Raw genomic sequence first — 19745 nt, forward strand, 5'->3', positions numbered from 1 at the left:
AAAAAATTATCATTACCTGTTGAAATAACTGACAAACAATTAAACTTACATGTGAATATATTGTTAATTGACTGATATAAAACAATAAGTTATTTTTCGTTTTGAAGATTCTAGTTTGTCATCGGGATCTAGCCGGTCCCGGGAAAGCGCCGGATCATCGTATGGTGCGTGTTTATCTCCTCGGCGGCTGCCGTGTGACGCTTTCGAACGGGACCGACGCGACCCCACGGGCCAAGAAGACCCGGGCCGTCCTCGCGTTCCTGTGCCTGACGCCGGATGCCTCCGCGACGCGTGAGCGGATCGCTGGACTGGTCTGGAGCGACCGTCTGGAGGAGCAGGCGCGCGGCTCGCTGCGACAGTCGATCACCGAGCTCCGCGCCCTCTTCCAGGGCGAGGACGCGGAGGCGATCCATATCGATCGCGACGTCATGCGCATCGATCTGGAGCGCACATGGATCGACGCCCGCGAGGTCGAGCGCTGCGGCGAGGGCAGCGCCGAGGACAAGCGGAAGATCGCGGAACTATACCGGGGCGACCTGCTGGCCGACCTGTCGGCCATCGGCGGCGCCTTCCAGGACTGGCTCTACGGCGAGCGGGCGTGGCGCCGCGAGCAGGCGTTCGGCGCGATGGCCAGCGCGATGCGCGACCTTATGGGCGCCCGCGAGTTCGCCGCGTCCGAATCGGTCGCGCGCCATATGCTCGCGCTCGAGCCGTCGCACGAGGAGGCGCACCGCGGCCTGATGGAGGCCTACGCCCGGGCGGGGGACAAGGCCGCCGCGCTGCGCCAGTTCCAGGTCTGCGTCGACGCCTTGAAGCGCACCCTGGACGCGAAGCCGGGTCAGGCGACGATCCAGCTCTACGACCGTATCCGCGGGGACCGGCTGGACGGCGATTCGCCGACCGCGACCGAACTGCCGGCCGCGGCGCCGGCGGCGGTCGCGGCGCCCGCGGTCGCGGACCCCATGGTCGAGACGCTGCCGGTGGCCGTGCTTCCGTTCCGCAACGTCGGGGGCGAGCCCGAGCAGGAGTATCTCGGCGAGGGTTTCGCCGAGGACATCGTCGACGGTCTGTCGCGGTTCAAGTGGCTGTCGGTGATCCCCACGGGGTCGACGGGCGTGCCTCGTGGACAGGACGTCGATTCGCGCGAGATCGGCAAGCGGCTCGGCGTCCGCTACGCGATCGAGGGCACGGTGCGTCGCCAGGGCGGCATCGTGCGCATCGGCGTGCGGCTGGTGGACTGCGACGACGGCCGGGCGATCTGGTCGGACCAGCGCACCGTCGAGTTCGCGAACCTGTTCGATCTGCAGGACGAGATCGTCCGTGGGGTGGTCGGCCAGCTCAACCCGAAGATTCTCCAGGCCGAGGTCGACCGGGTGCGCCGGCGCCCGCCCGACAACGCCAACGCCTACGATTCGGTGCTGCGCGCCGTTCCGCTGATCTACCAGGCGTCGCCGACGGCGTTCCGCACGGCCGGGGAATTTCTCGAGCGGGCGCTGCGTTTGGATCCGGACTACGCCCACGCCCATGCCTGGATGTCGTTCTGGCATCTGATGGGGGTCGGGCAGGGCTGGGTTCCAGACCGCGACGCAAGCAGCCGCCTGGCCGAGCAGCACGCGCGCCGCGCCGTGGACCTCGATCCCGACGACCCGATGGGCCTGTCGTTCGCCGGTCACGTCGAAGCGTTCCTGCACCGCGATTTCGACGTGGCAGAGCATTTCCACGCGCGCTCGCTGGCGGCGAATCCGAATTTCGGCTGGGGCTGGGCGCTCAGCGCACTGGTCTCGGCCTACCGGGGCCACAGCGACAAGGCGCTGGAGTCGATGGAGCGATACCGGAAGTTGTCGCCCTACGACCCGTTTCGCTTCTTCTGGGAGAACGTGACGGTCATCGCGCTCACGCTGGCCGGGCGCTACAATGACGCGATCTCGGCGGCGCAGCCGATCCTGCGCGAGCATCCGACCTTCGCTGCCGCCTACCCGCCGGTCATCGCCAGCTTGGGTCAACTTGGCAAAGCGGATGAAGCTGCGGCTTTGGTCAAGAAACTCCGCGAACTCCAGTCAGGATTTAGTATTTCGTCGTTCGTGGCCACCTATCCGTTGGAGCGGGCCGAGGATAAGGCGAAGTATATCGCCGGCTTCCGGGCGGCCGGCGTTCCGGAATCCTGAGGATTTACTCTCGATTCCGCCCTTAGCGGGTGTCGCGCGCGCCGTTTTGGAGCGGTGCATTTCCTGCGACAATCTCAATTTTCGCAACACGTTAGCGATTAATTAACGGCGCGGGAGGTGCCGTCAAAGAGAATGTGAAAGAGCCACACATGGGGGTGGCGTCGGTTATTGGGCGGGTCGCCCGACTGTTTGCACCAGTCGGTCGCTCGGTTTCCGGCGAGTACATCGAGGAGGATGCAGATATGTCCGGGATGTCCCGCGACTGCGGTCGTGTACGCGTGGGTATGATGGCGCCGGTGTTCGGCGCCACGAAGGTCAAGCTCGGCATGATGGCGCCGTCGTTCGGCGCGACCAAGGTCAAGCTCGGCATGATGGCGCCGTCGTTCGGCGCGACCAAGGTCAAGCTTGGCATGATGGCGCCGTCGTTCGGCGCCACGAAGGTCAAGCTCGGCATGATGGCGCCGTCGTTCGGCGCGACCAAGGTCAAGCTCGGCATGATGGCGCCGTCGTTCGGCGCCACGAAGGTCAAGCTCGGCATGATGGCGCCGTCGTTCGGCGCGACCAAGGTCAAGCTCGGCATGATGGCGCCGTCGTTCGGCGCCACGAAGGTCAAGCTCGGCATGATGGCGCCGTCGTTCGGCGCGACCAAGGTCAAGTTCGGCATGATGTCGCCGTCGTTCGGCGCCACGAAGGTCAAGTTCGGCATGATGTCGCCGTCGTTCGGCGCCACGAAGGTCAAGTTCGGCATGATGGCGCCGGCGTTCTAACCAACGCCGCGTCGAATTCTGGAAAGGGCGGCCACCGCGACGTGGTCGCCCTTTTCTTTGTCCGGACGCGCGCCGACGCGGTTCCGGAGAGGGCCGCATTGATCTAGATGATCGACGTTGCCGTCGACGACGGGTAAAAAAGCCGTCATGAGCGACTCGAAGAAGCCCGGTTCGACCGGTCCGGCGATCACTTTCTATCGCATGGTCCCGACGGCCCGCCCGCCAATGCGCGCCGATCCGGCTGCCGGCGGCACATTTCCGACGCGCGCCTTCCGGTACTGCGAGCCGATGCGCGCCGCGTCTGCGTTCGGCTGGTACCTCTTCCCGCCCATGGACTTCCAGGTCATGTGGGACGGACGCGAGACGTTCTGGGCGCACGAGGCCGCCGGGGGCCAGTGGATGCCGCTCCACCAGGAGCAGTTCCCGGATTTCTCCGACCATTTCGACGAGCGCGTCCCGGAGGATTGCAAGGGCTTCGCGCTGCCGTTCCTCGGCGCCCCCAACGAGCCCGGCTTGTTGCAGATCTGGAGCGGCTACGTCGCCCGCACCGAGCCCGGCTGGAGCGTGCTCTCGCGGCCGCTGGCGAATTTTCCCCGTCCGTCCGGCTACGAGGCCTACGAGGGCATCATCGAGACCGACCGCTGGTTCGGCCCGATCTTCACCAACGTCCGGCTGACCCGGACCCACGTGCCGATCCATTTCCGCACCGAGGTGCCGTTGCTGCAGCTCCAGCCGTTGCCGCGCTGGCTCTACGCCGACGACGTCTTGGAGAAGTTCGGACTGGTCGAGAAACTCGAGGACTTCACGGCGGAGGACTGGGACCGGTTCCGCAAGACCATCGTCAATCCAATGAACGACGAGAACCGGCCGCGCGGCGAATACGCCGGCGCCGCCCGCAAACGCCGTAAGCGCGAAGATAGCTGACCGCCGCAGCGCCACCGGCCGTGGCCGCATTTCGACCGTGGTGCCGGCCAGCCCGCGCTGGCGCGGGCGCTGGCGCGTGGCTATGCTGCGCGCCGATCGAAACCGACAGCGCTGAGAGGGAGTGAGCCGATATGGCCGCGAAGAAGAAGGCCGCCGGAAAGAAGGCGAAATTCCACCCCAACCCGACCCTCGACAAGACCCGGATGCCCAGCCGGCACACGACGGTCGGGCCGGAACGCGCGCCGCACCGCTCGTACCTCTACGCCATGGGACTGACCGAGAAGCAGATCGGCCAGCCGCTGGTCGGCGTGGCGACCTGCTGGAACGAGGCGGCGCCCTGCAACATCTCGTTATCGCGCCAGGCGCAGGCCGTGAAACTCGGGGTCGACGCCGCCGGCGGCACGCCGCGCGAATTCACGACGATCACGGTCACCGACGGAATCGCGATGGGCCACCAGGGGATGAAATCCTCGTTGGCCAGCCGCGACCTGATCGCCGATTCGGTCGAGTTGACGATGCGCGGCCACTGCTACGACGCCATGGTCACGCTGGCCGGCTGCGACAAGTCGCTCCCGGGCATGATGATGGCGATGCTGCGCCTGAACGTGCCGTCGGTGTTCATGTACGGCGGCTCGATCCTGCCGGGCACGTTCCGCGGCCGCGACATCACCGTGGTCGACCTGTTCGAGGGCGTCGGCATGCACGCCGCCGGCAAGTTCAGCGACGCCGACCTGCACGAGATGGAGTGCGCGGCCTGTCCGTCGGCGGGATCCTGCGGCGGCCAGTTCACCGCCAACACGATGGCGTGCGTGTCCGAGGCGATCGGCCTGGCGCTGCCGGGCTCGGCCGGCGCGCCGGCGCCTTACGAGAGCCGCGACGAGTACGCCAAGGCCTCGGGCGAGGCGGCCATGAACCTGCTGCGCCTCGGCATCCGGCCGCGCGACATCTGCACCCGCGAGGCGTTCGAGAACGCCGCCACCGTGGTCGCGGCCACCGGCGGCTCGACCAACGCCGGCCTGCACCTTCCGGCGATGGCGCACGAGGCGGGCATCAAGTTCGACCTTCACGACGTGGCGCGCATCTTCAAGCGGACGCCGTACATCGCCGACCTCAAGCCCGGCGGCAAATACGTCGCGCTCGACATGCACCGCATCGGCGGCATCCCCGTGGTGATCAAGGAGCTGCTCGACAACGGGCTGCTGCACGGCGACTGCATCACGGCCACCGGCAAGACTCTGGCCGAGAACCACAAGGACGTGAAGTTCCCCGAGGACCAGGACGTCGTCTATCGCGTGAAGAACTGCATCACGCCGACCGGCGGCGTGGTCGGCCTCAAGGGCAACCTCGCCAGCGACGGCGCCATCGTGAAGGTCGCCGGCATGCAGCGGCTGGTGTTCGCGGTCCCCGCGCGCTGCTTCGACAGCGAGGAGGAGGCGTTCCAGGCCGTCGTGAAGGGCAAGTTCAAGGAGGGCGAGGTCATCGTCATCCGCTACGAGGGGCCGAAGGGCGGACCGGGCATGCGCGAGATGCTGGCGACCACGGCCGCGCTCTACGGCCTGGGCGTCGGCGAGAAGGTGGCGCTGATCACCGACGGCCGGTTCTCCGGCGGCACCCGCGGCTTCTGCGTCGGCCATGTCGGCCCGGAGGCCGCGGTCGGCGGCCCGATCGGGCTGCTGAAGAACGGCGACATCATCGTGATCGACGCGGTGAAGGGCCGGCTCGATGTCGAGCTCACGAACAAGGAGCTCAAGGCGCGGCGCAAAGTGGAAGCCGCGCAAGACCGACTACCAGTCGGGCGCGCTGTGGAAGTACGCGCAACTCGTGGGACCGGCGGTCGATGGCGCGCTGACCCATCCCGGCGGCAAGAAGGAAAGCCACACCTACGCCGACATCTGACGGCGCGGTCGGCCTATCGTTCGGAGGAAGGCGCGCGGCCCGGACCGCGCGCCTTTTTCTTCGGCGTCAGGACGAGGTCGTAGGCGATCCGGAGCAGGCGCGCGACCTGGCGCCGGTCGGCGCGCGCCAGCTCGACGAACGTCCAGCCCTGCCGGCCCCACGCACCGGGCACGGCGCTCGCCGACTGTGGATCGAGATCGGTCAGGGCCAGACGTTCGTCGATCGGCAGCTTGACGACCATGCGGCGGTCGGCGGGATGCAGCGTCGCGAAGATCCGGCCTTTGATCCGGTAGGACGGCCTGCCCCTGTGGTCGCGCTCTTCCGCGCCGGGGAGCGCCAGCGCGAGCTCGCCGGCCGTCGCGAGCGGCGTCATCACCCGCCCTGGAGCATCGCCGTCCAGCGGCGCTGCATCTCGGCCGGCGTCAGCCGCTCGATCTGGGTCGCGATCGACCATTGGTGCCCGAACGGATCGGCGATCGTGCCCATCCTGTTGCCGTGGAACTCGTCGGCGACGGCGCGCACCAGCGTGGCGCCGGCGGCGATGGCGCGCGCGACCATGGCGTCGACGTCGGGCACGGAGAGATGGAGCTTGACCGGCGAACCGCCGATCGACGCCGGACCGAGCGCGCCGAAATCGGGATACTCGTCGGCCAGCATGATCATCGAGGAGCCGATCCGCAGCTCGGCGTGGCCGACGCGGCCGTCGTTGGGATCGACGAGGCGGTAGATCTCCTCGGCGCCGAAGGCGGCTTTGTAGAAATCGATCGCCTCGGCGCCGCCCTTCACGACGAGGTGGGGGGCGACGGTGTGGAAGCCGGTCGGGATCGGATCGATTTCGGCCATGGTGGACCATCCGGCTTTCGTGGATAATATAAACGTTACGTACCGTTTCATTAATGACCGCCAAAGTCAACCCGACCTCGACGCCGTCACCCCGGACCCGCGGCCGCCCGCGCAGCGAAGCCGCGCGCTCGGCGATCCTGCGGGCCGCCCGGGAGTTGATGGAGCGCGGCGGGCCGGCGGCCGTGACCATGGAGGGTGTCGCCGAGCGCGCCGGGGTCGGCAAACCGACGGTCTACCGCTGGTGGCCGGACCGGCACGCGGTGGCGATGGCGGCGCTGATCGAGCTGGCGCCGGCCGACGAGGGTCCCTCGGCGTCGGCCAAGCCCGCGCTCGAGCGGCTACGCGCGCAACTCCGCCGCGTCGCGACGGTGTTCACCACGCCGGTCGGGCGTCTGGCGGCGATGATGATCGCCAGCGCGTCGGGCGACACCGAGCACGCCAAGGCGTTCCGCCACCATTTCGTGCTCGCCCGGCGCGCCGAGGGCGCGGCGCTTCTGGCCGCGGCGATCGCGGCGGGCGAATTGCGGGGCGACGTCGATGTCGAGGTCGCGGCCGACGCGATCTACGGCCCGCTGTTCTTCCGCCTGCTGCTGGGGCACGCGCCGCCGGACCGCGCCTTCGTCGACCGGCTGCTCGACCAGGCCGTCGCGGGACTGCGCTGAACGGGCTTCCACGGGCCGTGGAAGGCGATAAGCTTCCATCAAAGGGAGACGCGCCAATGGCTCAGATCGGACGCCGCGCATTGACGGCCGGAATCGCGGGCGCCGTCGCGGCGCCGGCGTCCGCGCTGGAACCATGGCCGTCGAAGCCGGTCCGGATCGTCGTGCCGTTCAACGCCGGCGGCGCCATCGACGCGCTGGTCCGCGTGGTCTCCGAACCTCTGGGCCAGCGTCTGAAGCAGCAGATCCTCGTCGACGCCAAACCCGGCGCCAACACGATCCTCGGATCGGACCTCGTCGCCAAGGCGGCGCCCGACGGCCACACGTTCCTGATCACCACCAACTCGACGCACACCAACAATCCCACGCTCTACAGGACGTTGCCGTTCGATCCGGCGAAGGACCTCGTGCCGGTGACGCTGGTCTCGATGGGATCGATCCTCGTCGCCGCCAAGGCCGACGCGCCGTTCACCGATCTTAAGGGCATGGCCGCGTGGGCCAAGGCGCTGGGCCGGCCGGTCACCTACGGTAGCTGGGGCATCGGCTCGTCCGGCCATCTCTACGGGCTGATGTTCGAGAAGGCGCTCGGCGGACAATGGAGCCACGTGCCCTACCGCGGCGACGTGCCGGCGCTGCAGGACGTCGGCAACGGCACGCTCGACATCACATGGGCGAGTCCGGCCAGCGCGAAGACGCAGATCGCGGCCGGCCGCGTGAAGCCGATCGCCGCCGCCGGCGCGGCGCGCGGCCTGGCGATGCCCGATCTGTCCACCTTCGCCGAGCAGGGCTTCGCCGGCTTCGATCTGCGGCTGTTCGTGGCCGCCTACGCGCCGGCCGGCACGCCGGCGTCGATCATCGGGCGCATGCGCGAGGAGATCGCGGCCATCGTCGCGATGCCGGACGTGCGCGAGAAGCTCGTGCAGCAGGGCCAGACGCCGGTCGGTTCGACGACCGACGAACTGGCGGCGGTTCTCGCGCGCGAGACGCCGATCTGGGCGGCGTTGATCCGCGAGTCGGGCGCCAAGGTGGACTGAGGCGTGCTGGTGGGGGAGGAGCAGGGCATGGATGTCGCGACGCGGGGACCGGTCGACGCCGGGACCGCCTACGGATTGGCGGCGCCGACCTACGACGCGCGTCTCACCGAGGTCGGCCGCGGCACGCCGATGGGCGAGCTGTTGCGGCGCTACTGGCATCCCGTCGGGCTGGCCGCGGACGCCGGCGCCACGCCACGTCCGATCCGCGCGCTGGGCGAGGACCTGATCCTGTTCCGTGACGGCGCCGGCCGCGCGGGGATCGTCTATCCGCGCTGCTGCCACCGCGGCACGACGCTGTACTACGGCAAGATCGAGGAGCGCGGCATCCGCTGCTGCTACCACGGCTGGCTTTTCGACGTGGAGGGCCGCTGCCTCGAGATGCCGTGCGAGCCCAATCCGACGGGCCCGCTGTGCCAGCGCGTGCGCCAGCCCTGGTACCCGGTCGAGGAACGCTACGGGCTGGTCTTCGCCTACATGGGTCCGCCGGAGCGCAAGCCCGTGCTGCCGCGCTACGAGCCGCTGGAGGTCATGGGACCGGGCGAGTTCGTCGAGACCGACGATTCCAGCATCGGTAGCGGCGGCATCCAGATCGCGCCCTGCAACTGGCTGCAGCATTTCGAGAACGTCGTCGATCCCTACCACGTGCCGATCCTGCACGGCTCGTTCAGCGGCCCGCAATTCGCGCAGCAGATGATGGGATTCCCCAAAGTGAGGTTCGAGTACGGTCCGTTCGGCGTGAAGGCGACCTCCGTTCGTAGTTTGCCGGACGGCCGCAAGTACCGTCGCGTGACCGAGGCCGCGCTGCCGACGCTGCGCGTGGTCGCCAACCCACAGGTCGGGGAGCGCTACGGCATGGTCGAGTCGATCGGCTGGACCTTGCCGATCGACGACACGCACTACCGCATCTACGTCGCCGGCCGCGTGCGCGAGGCGGGCGAACTGCGCAAGTTCAAGTCGCGCTACAACGGCAAGACCTGGGCCGAGCTGACCGAAGCCGAGCACCAGATATTCCCCGGTGACACCGAGGCCCAGGTCGGGCAGGGCGCGATCACCTTCCATTCCGAGGAGCATCTCGCGTCGAGCGACCAGGGCGTCTCGATGCTGCGCATCCTGCTGCGCAAGCAGCTCGACGTGGTCGCGGCCGGCGGCGATCCGCTCGGCGTCGCGTTCGACGCGGATGGCGCGCTGCTGAAATTCGACGCCGGCCAGTACCTCGAGTGAGCGCGGCGCGCGGGGAGGCGCGATGGAGATCCTGATCCTGACGTTGTTCGGGATCGTCGGCGTCGCCGTGGTAGGCGCGATCGCCGCGGTCGCGTGGATGGCGATCCGTCACGGGCGCGAGTCCGGGACGGGCGACGGCGGCCACGACTCCGGCGCGCCGAGCACGTTTCTCAGCGAGGCCGGCGCCGGCTCCGACGCGGGCACCGCTTCGCCATCGGAGACGGCCGACAGCGCGACGACGTCGGACAGCGCGGACAACCGCGCCTCCAGCGATAGCGGATCGAGCGACAGCGGTTCCAGCGACAGCGGCGGCAGCAGCGAGTAGCCGGCGGTCAGGCGGGCGGCGGCCCTAGCTCGCACCAGACCGGAACGTGGTCCGACGGCTCGGCCCGTCCGCGTTCGGCGCGGTCGATGCCGCACGCCACCAGCCGGTCGACCGCCTGCGGCGAGAGCAGCAGGTGGTCGATGCGCAGGCCGTGGTCGCGGTTCCACGCGCCGCCCTGATAGTCCCAGAAGCTGTAGGCGTGATCGGCCGGGTGCAGCGTCCGGAAGGCGTCGGCGTAGCCGAGGTTGAGGATGCTCCGGAACGCCGCGCGCGACTCGGGCCGGCACAGCGCGTCGTCCGCCCAGCCGACCGGATCGTAGACGTCGGCGTCGGTCGGGCAGACGTTGTAGTCGCCGCCGAGCACGACCGCCTCGCCGGTCGCCAGCAACGCCTTGGCGCGGTCGCGCAGGCGCGCCATGAAGCCGAGCTTGTACGGCAGCTTCTCGCTGTCGACAGGATTGCCGTTCGGCAGATAGATGCCGCCGATCCGCACCGGCCCGTCGGGGCCGGTCACCCTGGCCTCGATGTAGCGCGACTGCGCGTCGGAATCGTCGCCGGGCAGCGCGCGCAGGTCGACGTCGAACGGATGCCGCGACAGCAGGGCGACGCCGTTGAACGTCTTCTGGCCGACGATCTCGCAGCGGTAGCCGGCGGCCTCGATCCCGTCGCGCGGGAACTGGTCCGCGACGCACTTGATCTCCTGAAGCACGACGACGTCAGGCTTGGCGCGGCCGAGCCAGTCGATCAGATGGCCGGCGCGTTTGCGGATCGAATTGACGTTCCAGGTCGCGATCTTCATCGCGCGACTATGGCCGCGCGCGCCCGCGATGTGAAGGCGCGGCCGTGCGCGCGGGACGGCGGATCAGGTGCTGAACGAGTTGCCGCAGCCGCAGGACGAGGTGGCGTTGGGATTGCGGATCTGGAACGTGGCGCCGACCATCTCGGTCACGTAGTCGATCTCGCTGCCCTTGAGCAGCTCCAGCGAGGTGCTGTCGATCAGCACGCGCGCGCCGTCGCGTTCGATCAGGACGTCGTCCTCGTTCACGCTGGTGTCGAAGTCGATATTGTATTGGAAGCCCGAGCAGCCGCCGCCGAGCACGGCGACGCGGAGTTTGGCCTCCGCGGGCTCGCGTCCCAGCAGGAAGGCGATGCGGCGGGCGGCGCTCTCGGTGACGATGACGGACGGTTCGACGCTGGCCATGGGCACTCCTGTGGCACGGAAACAGCGTACCACGTTCTTCACGCTTTAGATTGATCGCGCTCCGCGTCCTGTCAACCTCCGGTCGGCAGGATCGACGCTAAATCGTGATGGATCGCCGGGACGCGGGCGGATATCATTGATTTTGCGGGGAAATTCCGCCCGGACCGCCGCCATAGGACCGTCGACCGCATGTCCGACACCGTCGTCCCACCCGCCGCGCCGCCGTCGCCGATGCCGCTGTTCTACACGCGGCCGAGGCCGGTCGAGCCCGCCGCGCACGGCGCCAAGGCGCTGCGCGACGACCCCGACCATGGTTTCGCGGCCACGACCAACGCCGTGCCGCTCAACGGGGTCGAGTTCGGTCTGGCGCAGCGCAGCTATCCGATCGTGTTCTCCGGCCAGGGGGCGCCGTTTCCGGTCGCGATCCTCGGCCTGCGCACCGACGAGAACCTGTTCGTGACGCCGGCGCGCCGCTGGATCGAGGGCGTCTACGTCCCGGCCTATGTCAGGCGCTATCCCTTCATCTTCATCGAGGCCGCCAACGGGCAGCTCATCCTCGCGGTCGACGAGGGCGGCGATTTTCTCGTGCCGGAGGGTCGCCAAAGGCTGTTCGACGCCGACGGCAAGCCGACCCAGCTCGTCGCCAACGCTTTGAAGTACTGCGGCGCCTACCAACGCAACCACAAGGCCACGGTCGATTTCGTGGCCGCGCTCAGGGCCGAGAAGCTCCTGGTCGAAAACCGCGCCCAGGCGACCATCGCCGGCGGCGAGCGGATCGCGCTGGCCGGATTCACCGTGGTCGACGAGGCGCGCTTCAACAAGCTGCCGGCCGAGACGCTGCTGGCGTGGCGCGACAGGGGCTGGCTGGCCTGGATCTACGCCCATCTGATGTCGTTCGCGGCCTGGGACCTGCTCGCCGCCGCCGCCGCCGAGCGCAAGAAGCCGGCCTGAGCGCCGCCCGCGGCATTTCGATCGGCTTCAATCCGTCCGTCATCCCGAGCGCAGCGAGGGATCTTTCGACGGCGGAAAGATCCCTCGCTGCGCTCGGGATGACGGCACGCGATCGCGAGCGGCGTGCATCCGTCCGATCATGGGATTTTACCGCGGCCGCTCCCACGGCGGCGGCTCGTCGACCGCCGATAGGTGGCGGAGCCGGTCGAGAGCGGCCTGGAGGATCCACGCCGCCGCGCCGGCGTCGATGCGCGAATCCCGCCGCCGACGCGACATGTCGTAGGCGTCGATCATCGTGCGCTCCACACCGGCGGTGCTCAGGCGCTCGTCCTGGAAGACCATCGGCAGATCGGCGAAACGACGGCCGCCGCCGGTGTCGAGCGGCATCGACGCGAGGTTGGCCGCGAACTGGCGCACGGACTGGCAGCGCGGACCCTCGGTGCCGTCCATGTTCAACGGCAGGCCGATCACCAGCGCCGCGACGCCCTCGCGCGCGACGATCGCGGCCAGCGCGGCCGCGTCCTTGCCGAACTTGACGCGCGCGATGGTCTCGAGCGGCGAGGTGAACTGGCGCCGGATGTCGGACGTGGCGAGTCCGATGGTCTTCGTGCCGACGTCGAGCCCCATCAAACGGCCCTCGGCCGGCAGGATCGCGCTCAACGCGTCGAGATCGACGATCGCCATGCGCGCCGCTTGTCGGAATCGGTGAGGGTGGTGTCGCGCGACGCCATCGCGGCGTCGGCCCAGTCGGCGGCGGTCGTGGCGATGTCGCGCCACATCCCCTGGCCGAGCACCCAGTGGCAGGCCTCCGCGAATTCGCGGTGCTCGGCGACGTGGGCGTATTTCGCGGCGACACGCCGGACCATGCCGGGCGGCGTGAGGCGGTCCTGGCCGGCGCCGATCACCAGCATCGGACAGGTGACGTCCTTCGCGTCGACGCGCGCGGCGTGGCGCCGGTCGAACAGCGGCAGCGCGATCTCCAGCAGCGCGCGGCCGGATTCGTGGACGAACCGCCCGTATTCACGGCCGCTCTCCTGCCGGTCGGGGCAGGTGTTGAAGGCCCCGTACATCGCGTCCTCGAAGCTGGGTCGGTGCGGCCGCGCCCACCAGCGCCAGCGGCTCTGCGTCCGCAGGAACGCGCGCACCGCGCTGGGGTAGAGCTTGAAGATGCCCTCCGGCGCGGCCGGGCAGAGCAGCACGGCGGCGGCGCAGAGCTGGCGCGCCGCCAGCTTCTGGGCCAGCAGGCCGCCCATCGAATGGCCGATGACCAGCGGCTTCGACGGCAGGTTGGCGATGCGCGATTCGAGATCGTCGACGTAGTCCAGCAGCGACGTCGCCCCCAGCGCCGCCGGCGGGTCCAGCGGCGGCGCGTCGTGGTGGCGCAGCGTCGGCGTCATGACGGTCCAACCGCGCTCCTCCAGGAACGCGCGCCAATGCCGCCAGACATGCGGCGTGCCCCACATGCCGTGGATGAGAACGGCTACCTTGTCCACGATCCCCGTCGCCGCGATGCCAGTCAAATCAAAGAGTTAGCGCCATCATGGTAGTGCATGCGCAGGATCGACGGAAGCGCCGCGAGGGACCCGGCCTCACTTCTGCGCGACGAACCCGTCGCGGGTCGGCACGAAGACATCGGTGCGCCGGTCGCGCCGTCCACTGGCGCAGTCGACCTCCTCGTGGTCGATGGCGATGGCGGCGCCGCCGCCCTTGGCCTCGACCATCTTCGCCGCCGCCGCCGTCAGCAGCCGCTGCACGCCCTTCGGTCCGGCGAAGGCGCAGCCGCGCCCGTTGGCGTCGAACGGCGCGGCGTAGAGCGTCTGCGTCTTCCCGCTCGCCAGATCCGTCGCGCGGTAGCTGCGCAGGGTGACGCCGCGGTCCGGCGCGCTGGCGACGTGGAACAGCGAGCGGCCGCCGCCGGGCCGGCCGACGAGCACCGGCGCCTCGATCAGGCCCTCGAGCACGAGCCGGGCCGAGACGTTGTCCTTGGTGAGGTCGAGCGCGTAGACGCGGCTGTCCAGCGCGGTGGCGTCGACCAGGCCGAGCAGCATCCGCCGGTCGTCGATCCTGCAGGAGAAGTCGATCAGGTGGCGGCCGCTGAGGCCCTCCTGGCGCAACCAGCCGACCACGCGCTTGCGGATCTCGTCGGACATCGGGAAGAGCTGCTTCGGCGCGCACACGACCGGCGCCGGCACCGCCGACTCGGACGGCGGCGCGGCCGGTTTCGCGGGCGGCGCCTGGGCCGCGGCCGTGCCGGCGGCCGCCATCAGGAGCGCGGCGAAGGAAGATCGGAGGAACGCGGAAGCCGGCATGCGGTCGGAGCCCTGGTGCGGACGGATTGGGCGCCGACCATATACCGGAACCGCGGCCGCGCCGGTGGCGATTTCCGTGGTCGGCCGGCGCGTGCCCCGGCACACTCCGCGCGAAACATTGAACGGACGGGAGGACGCGATGGCGGACGGTGGAATCGAGGCGGTGCGGGCGAAGATCGCGGCGCTGCCGCCGTCGCACGGCCAGCCCGTGGAGGCGCTGCGGGCGCTGTACGACAAGGCGGTGCGCGCGTTCCCGGTCGGCGACGACGTCGCGGTCGAGGCGGCGACCATCGGCGGCGTGCCGGCCGAACGGGTGACGCCCATAGGCGTCGCCACCGATTCCTGCCTGATCTATCTGCACGGCGGCGGCTACGCGATCGGATCGCCGCGCTCGCACCGCCACCTCGCCGCCGCCATCGCCCGCGCCGCCGGCATCGCGGCGGTGGTGCCGGAGTACCGGCTGGCGCCGGAGAACGCGTTCCCCGCGGCGGTCGACGACGCGCTCGCGGTCTACCGCGCGGTGCTCGACGGCGGTGTCGCGCCGGCGCGGGTGGCGATCGCCGGCGACTCGGCGGGCGGCGGTCTCACGGTCGCGTTGATGCTCGCCGCCCGAGCCGCCGGACTGCCGATGCCCGCCGCGGGGGTCTGCATCTCGCCGTGGACCGACATGACCGCCGCCGGCGCCAGCCACCGCGACAAGGCCGATGTCGATCCGCTCGTGAAGGGCCCGGATCTGGCGCGCTGGCGCGACGCCTACCTCGCCGGCGCCGACACGCGGACGCCGCTGGCCTCGCCGCTGCACGCCGATCTGGCGGGATTGCCGCCGCTCTTGATCCAGGTCGGCGGGGACGAGGTGCTGCTCGACGATTCGCGCGCGCTGGCGCGCCGCGCCACGGCCGCCGGCGTCGACGCGCGGCTGGAGGAATGGCCCGGGATGATCCACGTGTGGCACTGGTACTGGCCGATGCTGGCGGAGGGCGGGCGCGCCATCGACGGAATCGGCGCCTTCCTGCGCGGGCGCCTCGCGGCCTGACGCGGCGGCGCGGCCCTTGCAGCGAGCCCCCCAAACCGGCTAGGTGCGGGCGCGAAATCAGCGAGGGTTGTCCCATGTCGATCGACGCCGGAACGGTGGCCAAAATCGCCAAGCTGGCCCGGGTGAAGGTGCCGGAGGAGGAGCGCGCGCGGCTGGCCGGCGAGCTCTCCGGCATCATGACGTGGATCGAGCAGCTCAACGAGGTCGACACCGCCGGCGTCGAGCCGCTGGCCAGCGTGTCGGCCGTCACCCTGCCGATGCGCGCCGACACCGTGACGGACGGTGGCATCGCCGCGCGGGTTCTCGCCAACGCGCCGGGCGGCGCGGTCTACCTCGACCCGGCCGATCCGAACGCCGGCGGCTTCTTCACGGTGCCCAAGGTCGTGGAGTGACGCGCGACACGCGACACCTCCGCCTCAGCCTATCGTCCTCCGGATTGTGAAATGACAGCGCTCACCGACCTGACCATCGGCGACATGACGGCGGCGCTCGCCAAGGGCGAGACCTCCGCGACCGAGGTCGCGACGGCCTTCGTCGGCCGCATGGAGGCGCATCGCGGCCTCAACGCCTTCATCACCGAGACGCCCGACCGCGCGCTGGACATGGCGAAGGCATCGGACGCGCGGCGCGCGCGCGGCGAGGCCGGGCTGCTCGAGGGCCTGCCGCTCGGCATCAAGGACCTGTTCTGCACCGAGGGCGTGCAGACCACCGCCGGCTCGGCCATCCTCGAGGGCTTCAAGCCGACCTACGAGTCGACCGTCACCGCCAACCTCTGGAAGGCCGGCGCGGTCATGCTGGGCAAGCTCAACCTGGACGAGTTCGCCATGGGCTCGTCGAACATGACCAGCGCCTACGGCATGGTCGAGAACCCGTGGAAGCGGGCCGGCGACAACCGCAAGCTGGTGCCCGGCGGCAGCTCCGGCGGCTCGGCGGCGGCGGTCGCGGCGCGCATCGCGCCGGGCTCGACCGGCACCGACACCGGCGGCTCGATCCGCCAGCCCGCCAGCTTCTGCGGTGTCGTCGGCATGAAGCCGACCTACGGCCGCTGCTCGCGCTGGGGCATCGTCGCCTTCGCGTCGTCGCTCGACCAGGCAGGGCCGTTCGCGCGCACGGTCAAGGACACCGCGCTGCTGCTCGGCGCGATGGCCGGCCACGATCCCAAGGACTCGACCTCGGCGCCACTGAAGGTGCCGGATTTCGCCGCCGCCTGCGCGGGCGGCGTGCGCGGGTTGAAGGTCGGAATCCCGAGGGAGTACCGCGTCGACGGCATGTCGCCGGAGATCGACGCGTTGTGGTCGCGCGGCGTCGAGATGCTGAGGGACGCCGGCGCGACGCCGGTCGACATCTCGCTGCCGCACACGAAATACGCGCTGGCGACCTACTACATCATCGCGCCGGCCGAGTGCTCCTCGAACCTCGCGCGCTACGACGGCGTGCGCTTCGGCAAGCGCGTGCCCGGCAAGGACCTGCAGGAGATGTATGAGAACACGCGCGGCGCCGGCTTCGGCGCCGAGACGCGGCGGCGCATCCTGATCGGCACCTACGTGCTCTCGGCCGGCTACTACGACGCCTACTACAAGAAGGCGCAGCAGGTCCGCGCCCTGATCGCGCGCGACTTCCAGCGCGCCTTCGAGCTGTGCGACTTGATCCTGACGCCGACCGCGCCGACGGCGGCGTTCGCGGCCGGCGAGAAGATGGACGATCCCGTCACGATGTACCTCAACGACGTCTTCACCGTGCCGACCTCGATGGCCGGCCTGCCGGGCATCTCGCTGCCGGCCGGTCTCGACAAGGACGGGCTGCCCCTCGGACTGCAGCTCATCGGCCGCGCCTTCGACGAGGAGACGCTGTTCCGCGCCGCCTCGGCGCTGGAGACGGCGGCGGGCTTCGCCGGGCGGCCTGTGGGGTACTGACGACATGTTCCACCGCGGCCGGCTTCGGATCGTCAGCGAGGTGACGACCGACCCGGTCCGGGTGCGGCTGCGCACGGTTTCCGTCAACACGTTCTACGTCGCGCTGGGTGACGCCGATCTCGCCGAGCTGCGTTCGATCGCGTCGCCGGAACGCCGCCTGGACTTCGTCTTCGACAACGCCGACGCGCGCTGGACGGGCTACGACTACCTCTACATCGAAAGTCAGGCCGAGACGATCCACCGGCTGCTCGTGCGCCATCCACCGGTGGAGCGGCTCGACACGGCGTTCGGACCGGCGCCGGAGCGCCATGTGGTGTTCGGCCACGAGGCGCTCGTCGAATGGTATAGTGTCCGGCATTCCGCGATCGTGCTGGAGGGGCAGATCAACGACGAGGCACCGATTCCCGGCGACCGGTTGGATGCCGATTGGCTCAGGCCGAACGGCGACGGCGTGCGGCGTCGCTATCGGCTCGGTTTGATCGAGAACGAGCGTATGCCCGAGGCCGCCGGCGCCATGCCGGACGCGACGCTCGACGAGTTCACGATCGGCTACCGCGCGCACGCCGACCCCCACGACGCGGCGTTCGGGCCCGACGACTGCCGTATCGCCTATGGCTTCTATCTCGGCGTCCAGCGCTTCCTGCGCCGGCACGCCGCGACGGGCAAGCACGTGGTCATCGCCCGCGAGATCTGAAGGCGGGGAGCGGTATTCGCGTGATGGCCGAGGCGTCGCGACGGGTGGCATGTTGGATCCGGGACCGGATCTGTTGACGTATCCGTTCGCTGCAGGGGAGGGGGAGCGATGTTCCGACGTGGCCTGGTGCGGATCGCGATGGACCGCACGGCGGGCGATCCCGAGCACATGTTCCGCTCGATCCCGACGCACGCGTTCCATGTCGCGCTCGACGACGGCGACCTCGCGTCGTTGCGCGCCATCGCCGATCCGCGGGCGCGCGTCGACTTCGTGTTCGGCAACGCCGACGGCCGCTGGGCGGGCGACGACTATTGCTACATCGAGGATTGCTGGGACGCCATCCACCGTCTGATGACGTGGCATCCGCCGGTGGACTGCATCGACTGGACCTACGGCGAGGCGCCGCTGCGCCACGTCGTCGCCGGGGTCGAGCCGATCGTGGACGCCCTCCTCGTCAAGGACGTGCCGCTGGGCGTGATGCGGGCCGATGGCGTGGATCCGCCACCGCCGACGCCCGACGGCGAGAAGGCGCCGCGCACCTACCGGATCGGCCTGATCGGCGCGGCCGACACGCGCACCGTCGCCGAGGCGATGCCGGAGGTCGGATACGGGGACTTCGAGACCGGCTACGCCGCGCATTGTCCGCCGTCCTGGCCGATGTACGGCCCGCGCGACGCGCGCTTCTGCTTCGACGCCTATCGCCGGCTGCGGCGGTTCTTCGCGCGGCACGCCGGCGCCGGCAAGCACATCGTCGCGGCGATCGAGGAGTGACGCCGGCCGCGGGCGGCGTCAGAATGGCGGTGCCCGAGCAGGGGGAGCCAGCGATGCCCGACACGACGACGCCCGTCCGCTTCCGCGACCGGCATATCCGCTTCGCCAACGGCGCCGCCGGCCGCTCCATCGAGATCGCCAGCGCCAATCCGCGCAACTACCACCAGCTCGTGAGCGACCCCGGCGCCATGCCGCCGGTGACCATCGACGGCAAGCTGTTCCTACCGCCCGGCGCGACGGGAAGGGTGCCCGTGGTGATGGTGGTTCCGGGCAGCCTGAGCGTCGCGCCGTCGCATCTGGCGCACGCCGAGACGTTCAACGGCATGGGGTTCGCGAGCTTCGTGCTCGACCCCTTCGGGGCGCGCGGCGTCACGTCGACCGTCGCCAACCAGACGCAGTTCTCGTTCGCCGCCAGCGCGCTGGACGTGATGCGCGCGGTCAGGGCGCTGTCGGCGCTGCCGGAGATCGATCCCGCCCGGATCGGCCTGCAAGGCCATAGCCGGGGCGGCTCGGCGGTGCTGATGGCCGCCATGACGCGCCTCAACGCCGGCCAGCTCGGCGGCGCGCGCATTCGCGCGGTGCTGGCGGGCTATCCGTGGTGCGGCCACCAGCCGGTCGTGCCGGACGTCGGCGGCGCTGAGATCCGCACCTTGATCGGCGATCGCGACGAATGGTGCTCGGCGCAGCAGGCGCAGGGTTTCACGCAGGCGATCCGGCTGCGCGGCGGGGCGGCGTCGATCCGCATCGTGCCCGGCGCGGCGCACAGCTTCGACCGGCGCGAGCCGATCCAGCGCATCGACAACGCCTCGGTCGCGCCGGGGGCGCCGACCGCCTATCTGGCCAACGACGGCGCGATGATCCATCCGGCGACAGGCGTCGCCGATCCGGCGCTGACCGACCGCGACGTCATGATCTACGGGATCAAGGCGGGTTACGGCGTCAAGGGCGCGACGATCGGCAGCCGGGACGACCAGGCCGACCTGTTCCGCGACGACATGATGGCGTTCTTCGGCCGGACGCTGGCGGGGTGATCGCCCCG

Annotated in this window: 22 protein-coding genes and 1 pseudogene; 15 read left to right on the forward strand and 8 right to left on the reverse strand. The window is 69.9% G+C overall.

The features are described 5' to 3' along the window. Positions 1-161: 161 nt before the first annotated feature. Together IPK81_22875 and IPK81_22880 are read left to right on the forward strand one after the other, a co-directional pair. On the forward strand, positions 162-2165 hold the full coding sequence (locus IPK81_22875) for a hypothetical protein (protein ID QQS12301.1): 2004 nt from the start codon (positions 162-164) through the stop codon (positions 2163-2165). A gap of 242 nt (positions 2166-2407) precedes the next feature. Further along, positions 2408-2932, forward strand: coding sequence for a hypothetical protein (locus IPK81_22880; GenBank protein QQS12302.1), 525 nt, complete (start codon positions 2408-2410; stop codon positions 2930-2932). Here IPK81_22880 and IPK81_22885 read toward each other — a convergent pair. Continuing rightward, positions 2929-3123 (reverse strand): hypothetical protein, encoded by a 195-nt coding sequence (locus tag IPK81_22885; protein ID QQS12303.1) that lies wholly within the window; start codon positions 3121-3123, stop codon positions 2929-2931. The genes IPK81_22880 and IPK81_22885 overlap by 4 nt on opposite strands. A gap of 97 nt (positions 3124-3220) precedes the next feature. Here IPK81_22885 and IPK81_22890 point away from each other — a divergent pair, with 97 nt between their 5' ends. Together IPK81_22890 and ilvD are read left to right on the forward strand one after the other, a co-directional pair. Continuing rightward, positions 3221-3856: a hypothetical protein gene (locus tag IPK81_22890; protein ID QQS12304.1), complete on the forward strand. Its 636-nt coding sequence runs from the start codon at positions 3221-3223 to the stop codon at positions 3854-3856. Between the two features lie 131 nt (positions 3857-3987). Beyond that, positions 3988-5752, forward strand: a pseudogene (gene ilvD, locus IPK81_22895) (dihydroxy-acid dehydratase). A 13-nt stretch (positions 5753-5765) separates the two neighbouring features. On the opposite strand, the gene IPK81_22900 reads toward ilvD, so the two are convergent. After that, positions 5766-6125 (reverse strand): MmcQ/YjbR family DNA-binding protein, encoded by a 360-nt coding sequence (locus IPK81_22900; protein ID QQS12305.1) that lies wholly within the window; start codon positions 6123-6125, stop codon positions 5766-5768. Next, positions 6125-6595 carry a VOC family protein gene (locus tag IPK81_22905; protein QQS12306.1) on the reverse strand — a complete coding sequence of 157 codons (471 nt, stop codon included), beginning with the start codon at positions 6593-6595 and terminating at the stop codon, positions 6125-6127. Before IPK81_22905 ends, IPK81_22900 begins: the two co-directional genes overlap by 1 nt. Before the next feature lie 53 nt (positions 6596-6648). Between IPK81_22905 and IPK81_22910 the strand changes: the two genes are divergently transcribed. Genes IPK81_22910 through IPK81_22925 form a run of 4 tightly spaced genes read left to right on the forward strand, consistent with a single transcriptional unit; the run spans position 6649 to position 9834 of the window. Next, positions 6649-7257 carry a TetR/AcrR family transcriptional regulator gene (locus IPK81_22910; GenBank protein QQS12307.1) on the forward strand — a complete coding sequence of 203 codons (609 nt, stop codon included), beginning with the start codon at positions 6649-6651 and terminating at the stop codon, positions 7255-7257. A 56-nt stretch (positions 7258-7313) separates the two neighbouring features. Then, positions 7314-8288, forward strand: coding sequence for a tripartite tricarboxylate transporter substrate binding protein (locus IPK81_22915; GenBank protein ID QQS12308.1), 975 nt, complete (start codon positions 7314-7316; stop codon positions 8286-8288). A 27-nt stretch (positions 8289-8315) separates the two neighbouring features. Then, positions 8316-9509, forward strand: coding sequence for an aromatic ring-hydroxylating dioxygenase subunit alpha (locus IPK81_22920; GenBank protein QQS15232.1), 1194 nt, complete (start codon positions 8316-8318; stop codon positions 9507-9509). Positions 9510-9531: 22 nt separating this feature from the next. Further along, positions 9532-9834: a hypothetical protein gene (locus IPK81_22925; protein QQS12309.1), complete on the forward strand. Its 303-nt coding sequence runs from the start codon at positions 9532-9534 to the stop codon at positions 9832-9834. A gap of 7 nt (positions 9835-9841) precedes the next feature. Here the strand turns inward: IPK81_22925 and xth are convergent, their stop codons facing one another. Together xth and erpA are read right to left on the reverse strand one after the other, a co-directional pair. Then, complete coding sequence (xth, locus tag IPK81_22930) at positions 9842-10633, reverse strand: exodeoxyribonuclease III (protein ID QQS12310.1); 792 nt, start codon at positions 10631-10633, stop codon at positions 9842-9844. Positions 10634-10696: 63 nt separating this feature from the next. Further along, on the reverse strand, positions 10697-11035 hold the full coding sequence (gene erpA, locus IPK81_22935) for an iron-sulfur cluster insertion protein ErpA (GenBank protein QQS12311.1): 339 nt from the start codon (positions 11033-11035) through the stop codon (positions 10697-10699). A 231-nt stretch (positions 11036-11266) separates the two neighbouring features. Here erpA and IPK81_22940 point away from each other — a divergent pair, with 231 nt between their 5' ends. Next, positions 11267-11986 (forward strand): SapC family protein, encoded by a 720-nt coding sequence (locus tag IPK81_22940; protein ID QQS15233.1) that lies wholly within the window; start codon positions 11267-11269, stop codon positions 11984-11986. A gap of 147 nt (positions 11987-12133) precedes the next feature. Here IPK81_22940 and ruvX read toward each other — a convergent pair whose 3' ends face one another. The 3 genes from ruvX to IPK81_22955 form a co-directional block, all read right to left on the reverse strand. Further along, on the reverse strand, positions 12134-12670 hold the full coding sequence (gene ruvX / locus IPK81_22945) for a Holliday junction resolvase RuvX (protein ID QQS12312.1): 537 nt from the start codon (positions 12668-12670) through the stop codon (positions 12134-12136). Next, on the reverse strand, positions 12643-13479 hold the full coding sequence (locus tag IPK81_22950; protein QQS12313.1) for an alpha/beta fold hydrolase: 837 nt from the start codon (positions 13477-13479) through the stop codon (positions 12643-12645). The genes ruvX and IPK81_22950 overlap by 28 nt, the downstream gene beginning before the upstream one ends. Positions 13480-13575: 96 nt before the next feature. Beyond that, positions 13576-14295, reverse strand: a complete 720-nt coding sequence (locus IPK81_22955; GenBank protein QQS12314.1) for a hypothetical protein — start codon at positions 14293-14295, stop codon at positions 13576-13578. 139 nt (positions 14296-14434) lie between these two features. On the opposite strand from IPK81_22955, the gene IPK81_22960 reads away from it, so the two are divergent. From IPK81_22960 to IPK81_22985, 6 genes are all read left to right on the forward strand, one after another. Further along, positions 14435-15328: an alpha/beta hydrolase gene (locus IPK81_22960; protein ID QQS12315.1), complete on the forward strand. Its 894-nt coding sequence runs from the start codon at positions 14435-14437 to the stop codon at positions 15326-15328. Between the two features lie 74 nt (positions 15329-15402). Further along, entirely contained in the window at positions 15403-15720 is a 318-nt protein-coding gene (gene gatC / locus IPK81_22965) for an Asp-tRNA(Asn)/Glu-tRNA(Gln) amidotransferase subunit GatC (GenBank protein ID QQS12316.1), read from the forward strand. 51 nt (positions 15721-15771) lie between these two features. Beyond that, a complete protein-coding gene (gene gatA, locus IPK81_22970; protein QQS12317.1) occupies positions 15772-17241 on the forward strand; it encodes an Asp-tRNA(Asn)/Glu-tRNA(Gln) amidotransferase subunit GatA in 1470 nt (489 codons plus the stop codon). Positions 17242-17281: 40 nt separating this feature from the next. After that, entirely contained in the window at positions 17282-17935 is a 654-nt protein-coding gene (locus IPK81_22975; protein ID QQS12318.1) for a hypothetical protein, read from the forward strand. Between the two features lie 108 nt (positions 17936-18043). Further along, the gene (locus tag IPK81_22980; protein ID QQS12319.1) at positions 18044-18706 is read left to right on the forward strand and encodes a hypothetical protein; all 663 of its coding nucleotides are present in this window, start codon (positions 18044-18046) and stop codon (positions 18704-18706) included. A 53-nt stretch (positions 18707-18759) separates the two neighbouring features. Next, positions 18760-19737, forward strand: a complete 978-nt coding sequence (locus IPK81_22985; protein QQS12320.1) for a dienelactone hydrolase family protein — start codon at positions 18760-18762, stop codon at positions 19735-19737. Positions 19738-19745: the final 8 nt, after the last annotated feature.

The organism is Rhodospirillales bacterium (genome assembly GCA_016699855.1).
Taxonomy (GTDB): Bacteria; Pseudomonadota; Alphaproteobacteria; order Reyranellales; family Reyranellaceae.

Excerpts from the sequence above, each read along its gene's own strand:
- IPK81_22875 (QQS12301.1), top strand. The coding sequence starts at position 162 with ATGGTGCGTGTTTATCTCCTCGGCGGCTGCCGTGTGACGCTTTCGAAC.
- IPK81_22880 (QQS12302.1), top strand. The coding sequence starts at position 2,408 with ATGTCCGGGATGTCCCGCGACTGCGGTCGTGTACGCGTGGGTATGATG.
- IPK81_22890 (QQS12304.1), top strand. The coding sequence starts at position 3,221 with ATGCGCGCCGCGTCTGCGTTCGGCTGGTACCTCTTCCCGCCCATGGAC.
- IPK81_22900 (QQS12305.1), bottom strand. The coding sequence starts at position 6,125 with ATGACGCCGCTCGCGACGGCCGGCGAGCTCGCGCTGGCGCTCCCCGGC.
- IPK81_22905 (QQS12306.1), bottom strand. The coding sequence starts at position 6,595 with ATGGCCGAAATCGATCCGATCCCGACCGGCTTCCACACCGTCGCCCCC.
- IPK81_22910 (QQS12307.1), top strand. The coding sequence starts at position 6,649 with ATGACCGCCAAAGTCAACCCGACCTCGACGCCGTCACCCCGGACCCGC.
- IPK81_22915 (QQS12308.1), top strand. The coding sequence starts at position 7,314 with ATGGCTCAGATCGGACGCCGCGCATTGACGGCCGGAATCGCGGGCGCC.
- IPK81_22920 (QQS15232.1), top strand. The coding sequence starts at position 8,316 with ATGGATGTCGCGACGCGGGGACCGGTCGACGCCGGGACCGCCTACGGA.
- IPK81_22925 (QQS12309.1), top strand. The coding sequence starts at position 9,532 with ATGGAGATCCTGATCCTGACGTTGTTCGGGATCGTCGGCGTCGCCGTG.
- xth (QQS12310.1), bottom strand. The coding sequence starts at position 10,633 with ATGAAGATCGCGACCTGGAACGTCAATTCGATCCGCAAACGCGCCGGC.
- erpA (QQS12311.1), bottom strand. The coding sequence starts at position 11,035 with ATGGCCAGCGTCGAACCGTCCGTCATCGTCACCGAGAGCGCCGCCCGC.
- IPK81_22940 (QQS15233.1), top strand. The coding sequence starts at position 11,267 with ATGCCGCTGTTCTACACGCGGCCGAGGCCGGTCGAGCCCGCCGCGCAC.
- ruvX (QQS12312.1), bottom strand. The coding sequence starts at position 12,670 with ATGGCGATCGTCGATCTCGACGCGTTGAGCGCGATCCTGCCGGCCGAG.
- IPK81_22955 (QQS12314.1), bottom strand. The coding sequence starts at position 14,295 with ATGCCGGCTTCCGCGTTCCTCCGATCTTCCTTCGCCGCGCTCCTGATG.
- IPK81_22960 (QQS12315.1), top strand. The coding sequence starts at position 14,435 with ATGGCGGACGGTGGAATCGAGGCGGTGCGGGCGAAGATCGCGGCGCTG.
- gatC (QQS12316.1), top strand. The coding sequence starts at position 15,403 with ATGTCGATCGACGCCGGAACGGTGGCCAAAATCGCCAAGCTGGCCCGG.
- gatA (QQS12317.1), top strand. The coding sequence starts at position 15,772 with ATGACAGCGCTCACCGACCTGACCATCGGCGACATGACGGCGGCGCTC.
- IPK81_22980 (QQS12319.1), top strand. The coding sequence starts at position 18,044 with ATGTTCCGACGTGGCCTGGTGCGGATCGCGATGGACCGCACGGCGGGC.
- IPK81_22985 (QQS12320.1), top strand. The coding sequence starts at position 18,760 with ATGCCCGACACGACGACGCCCGTCCGCTTCCGCGACCGGCATATCCGC.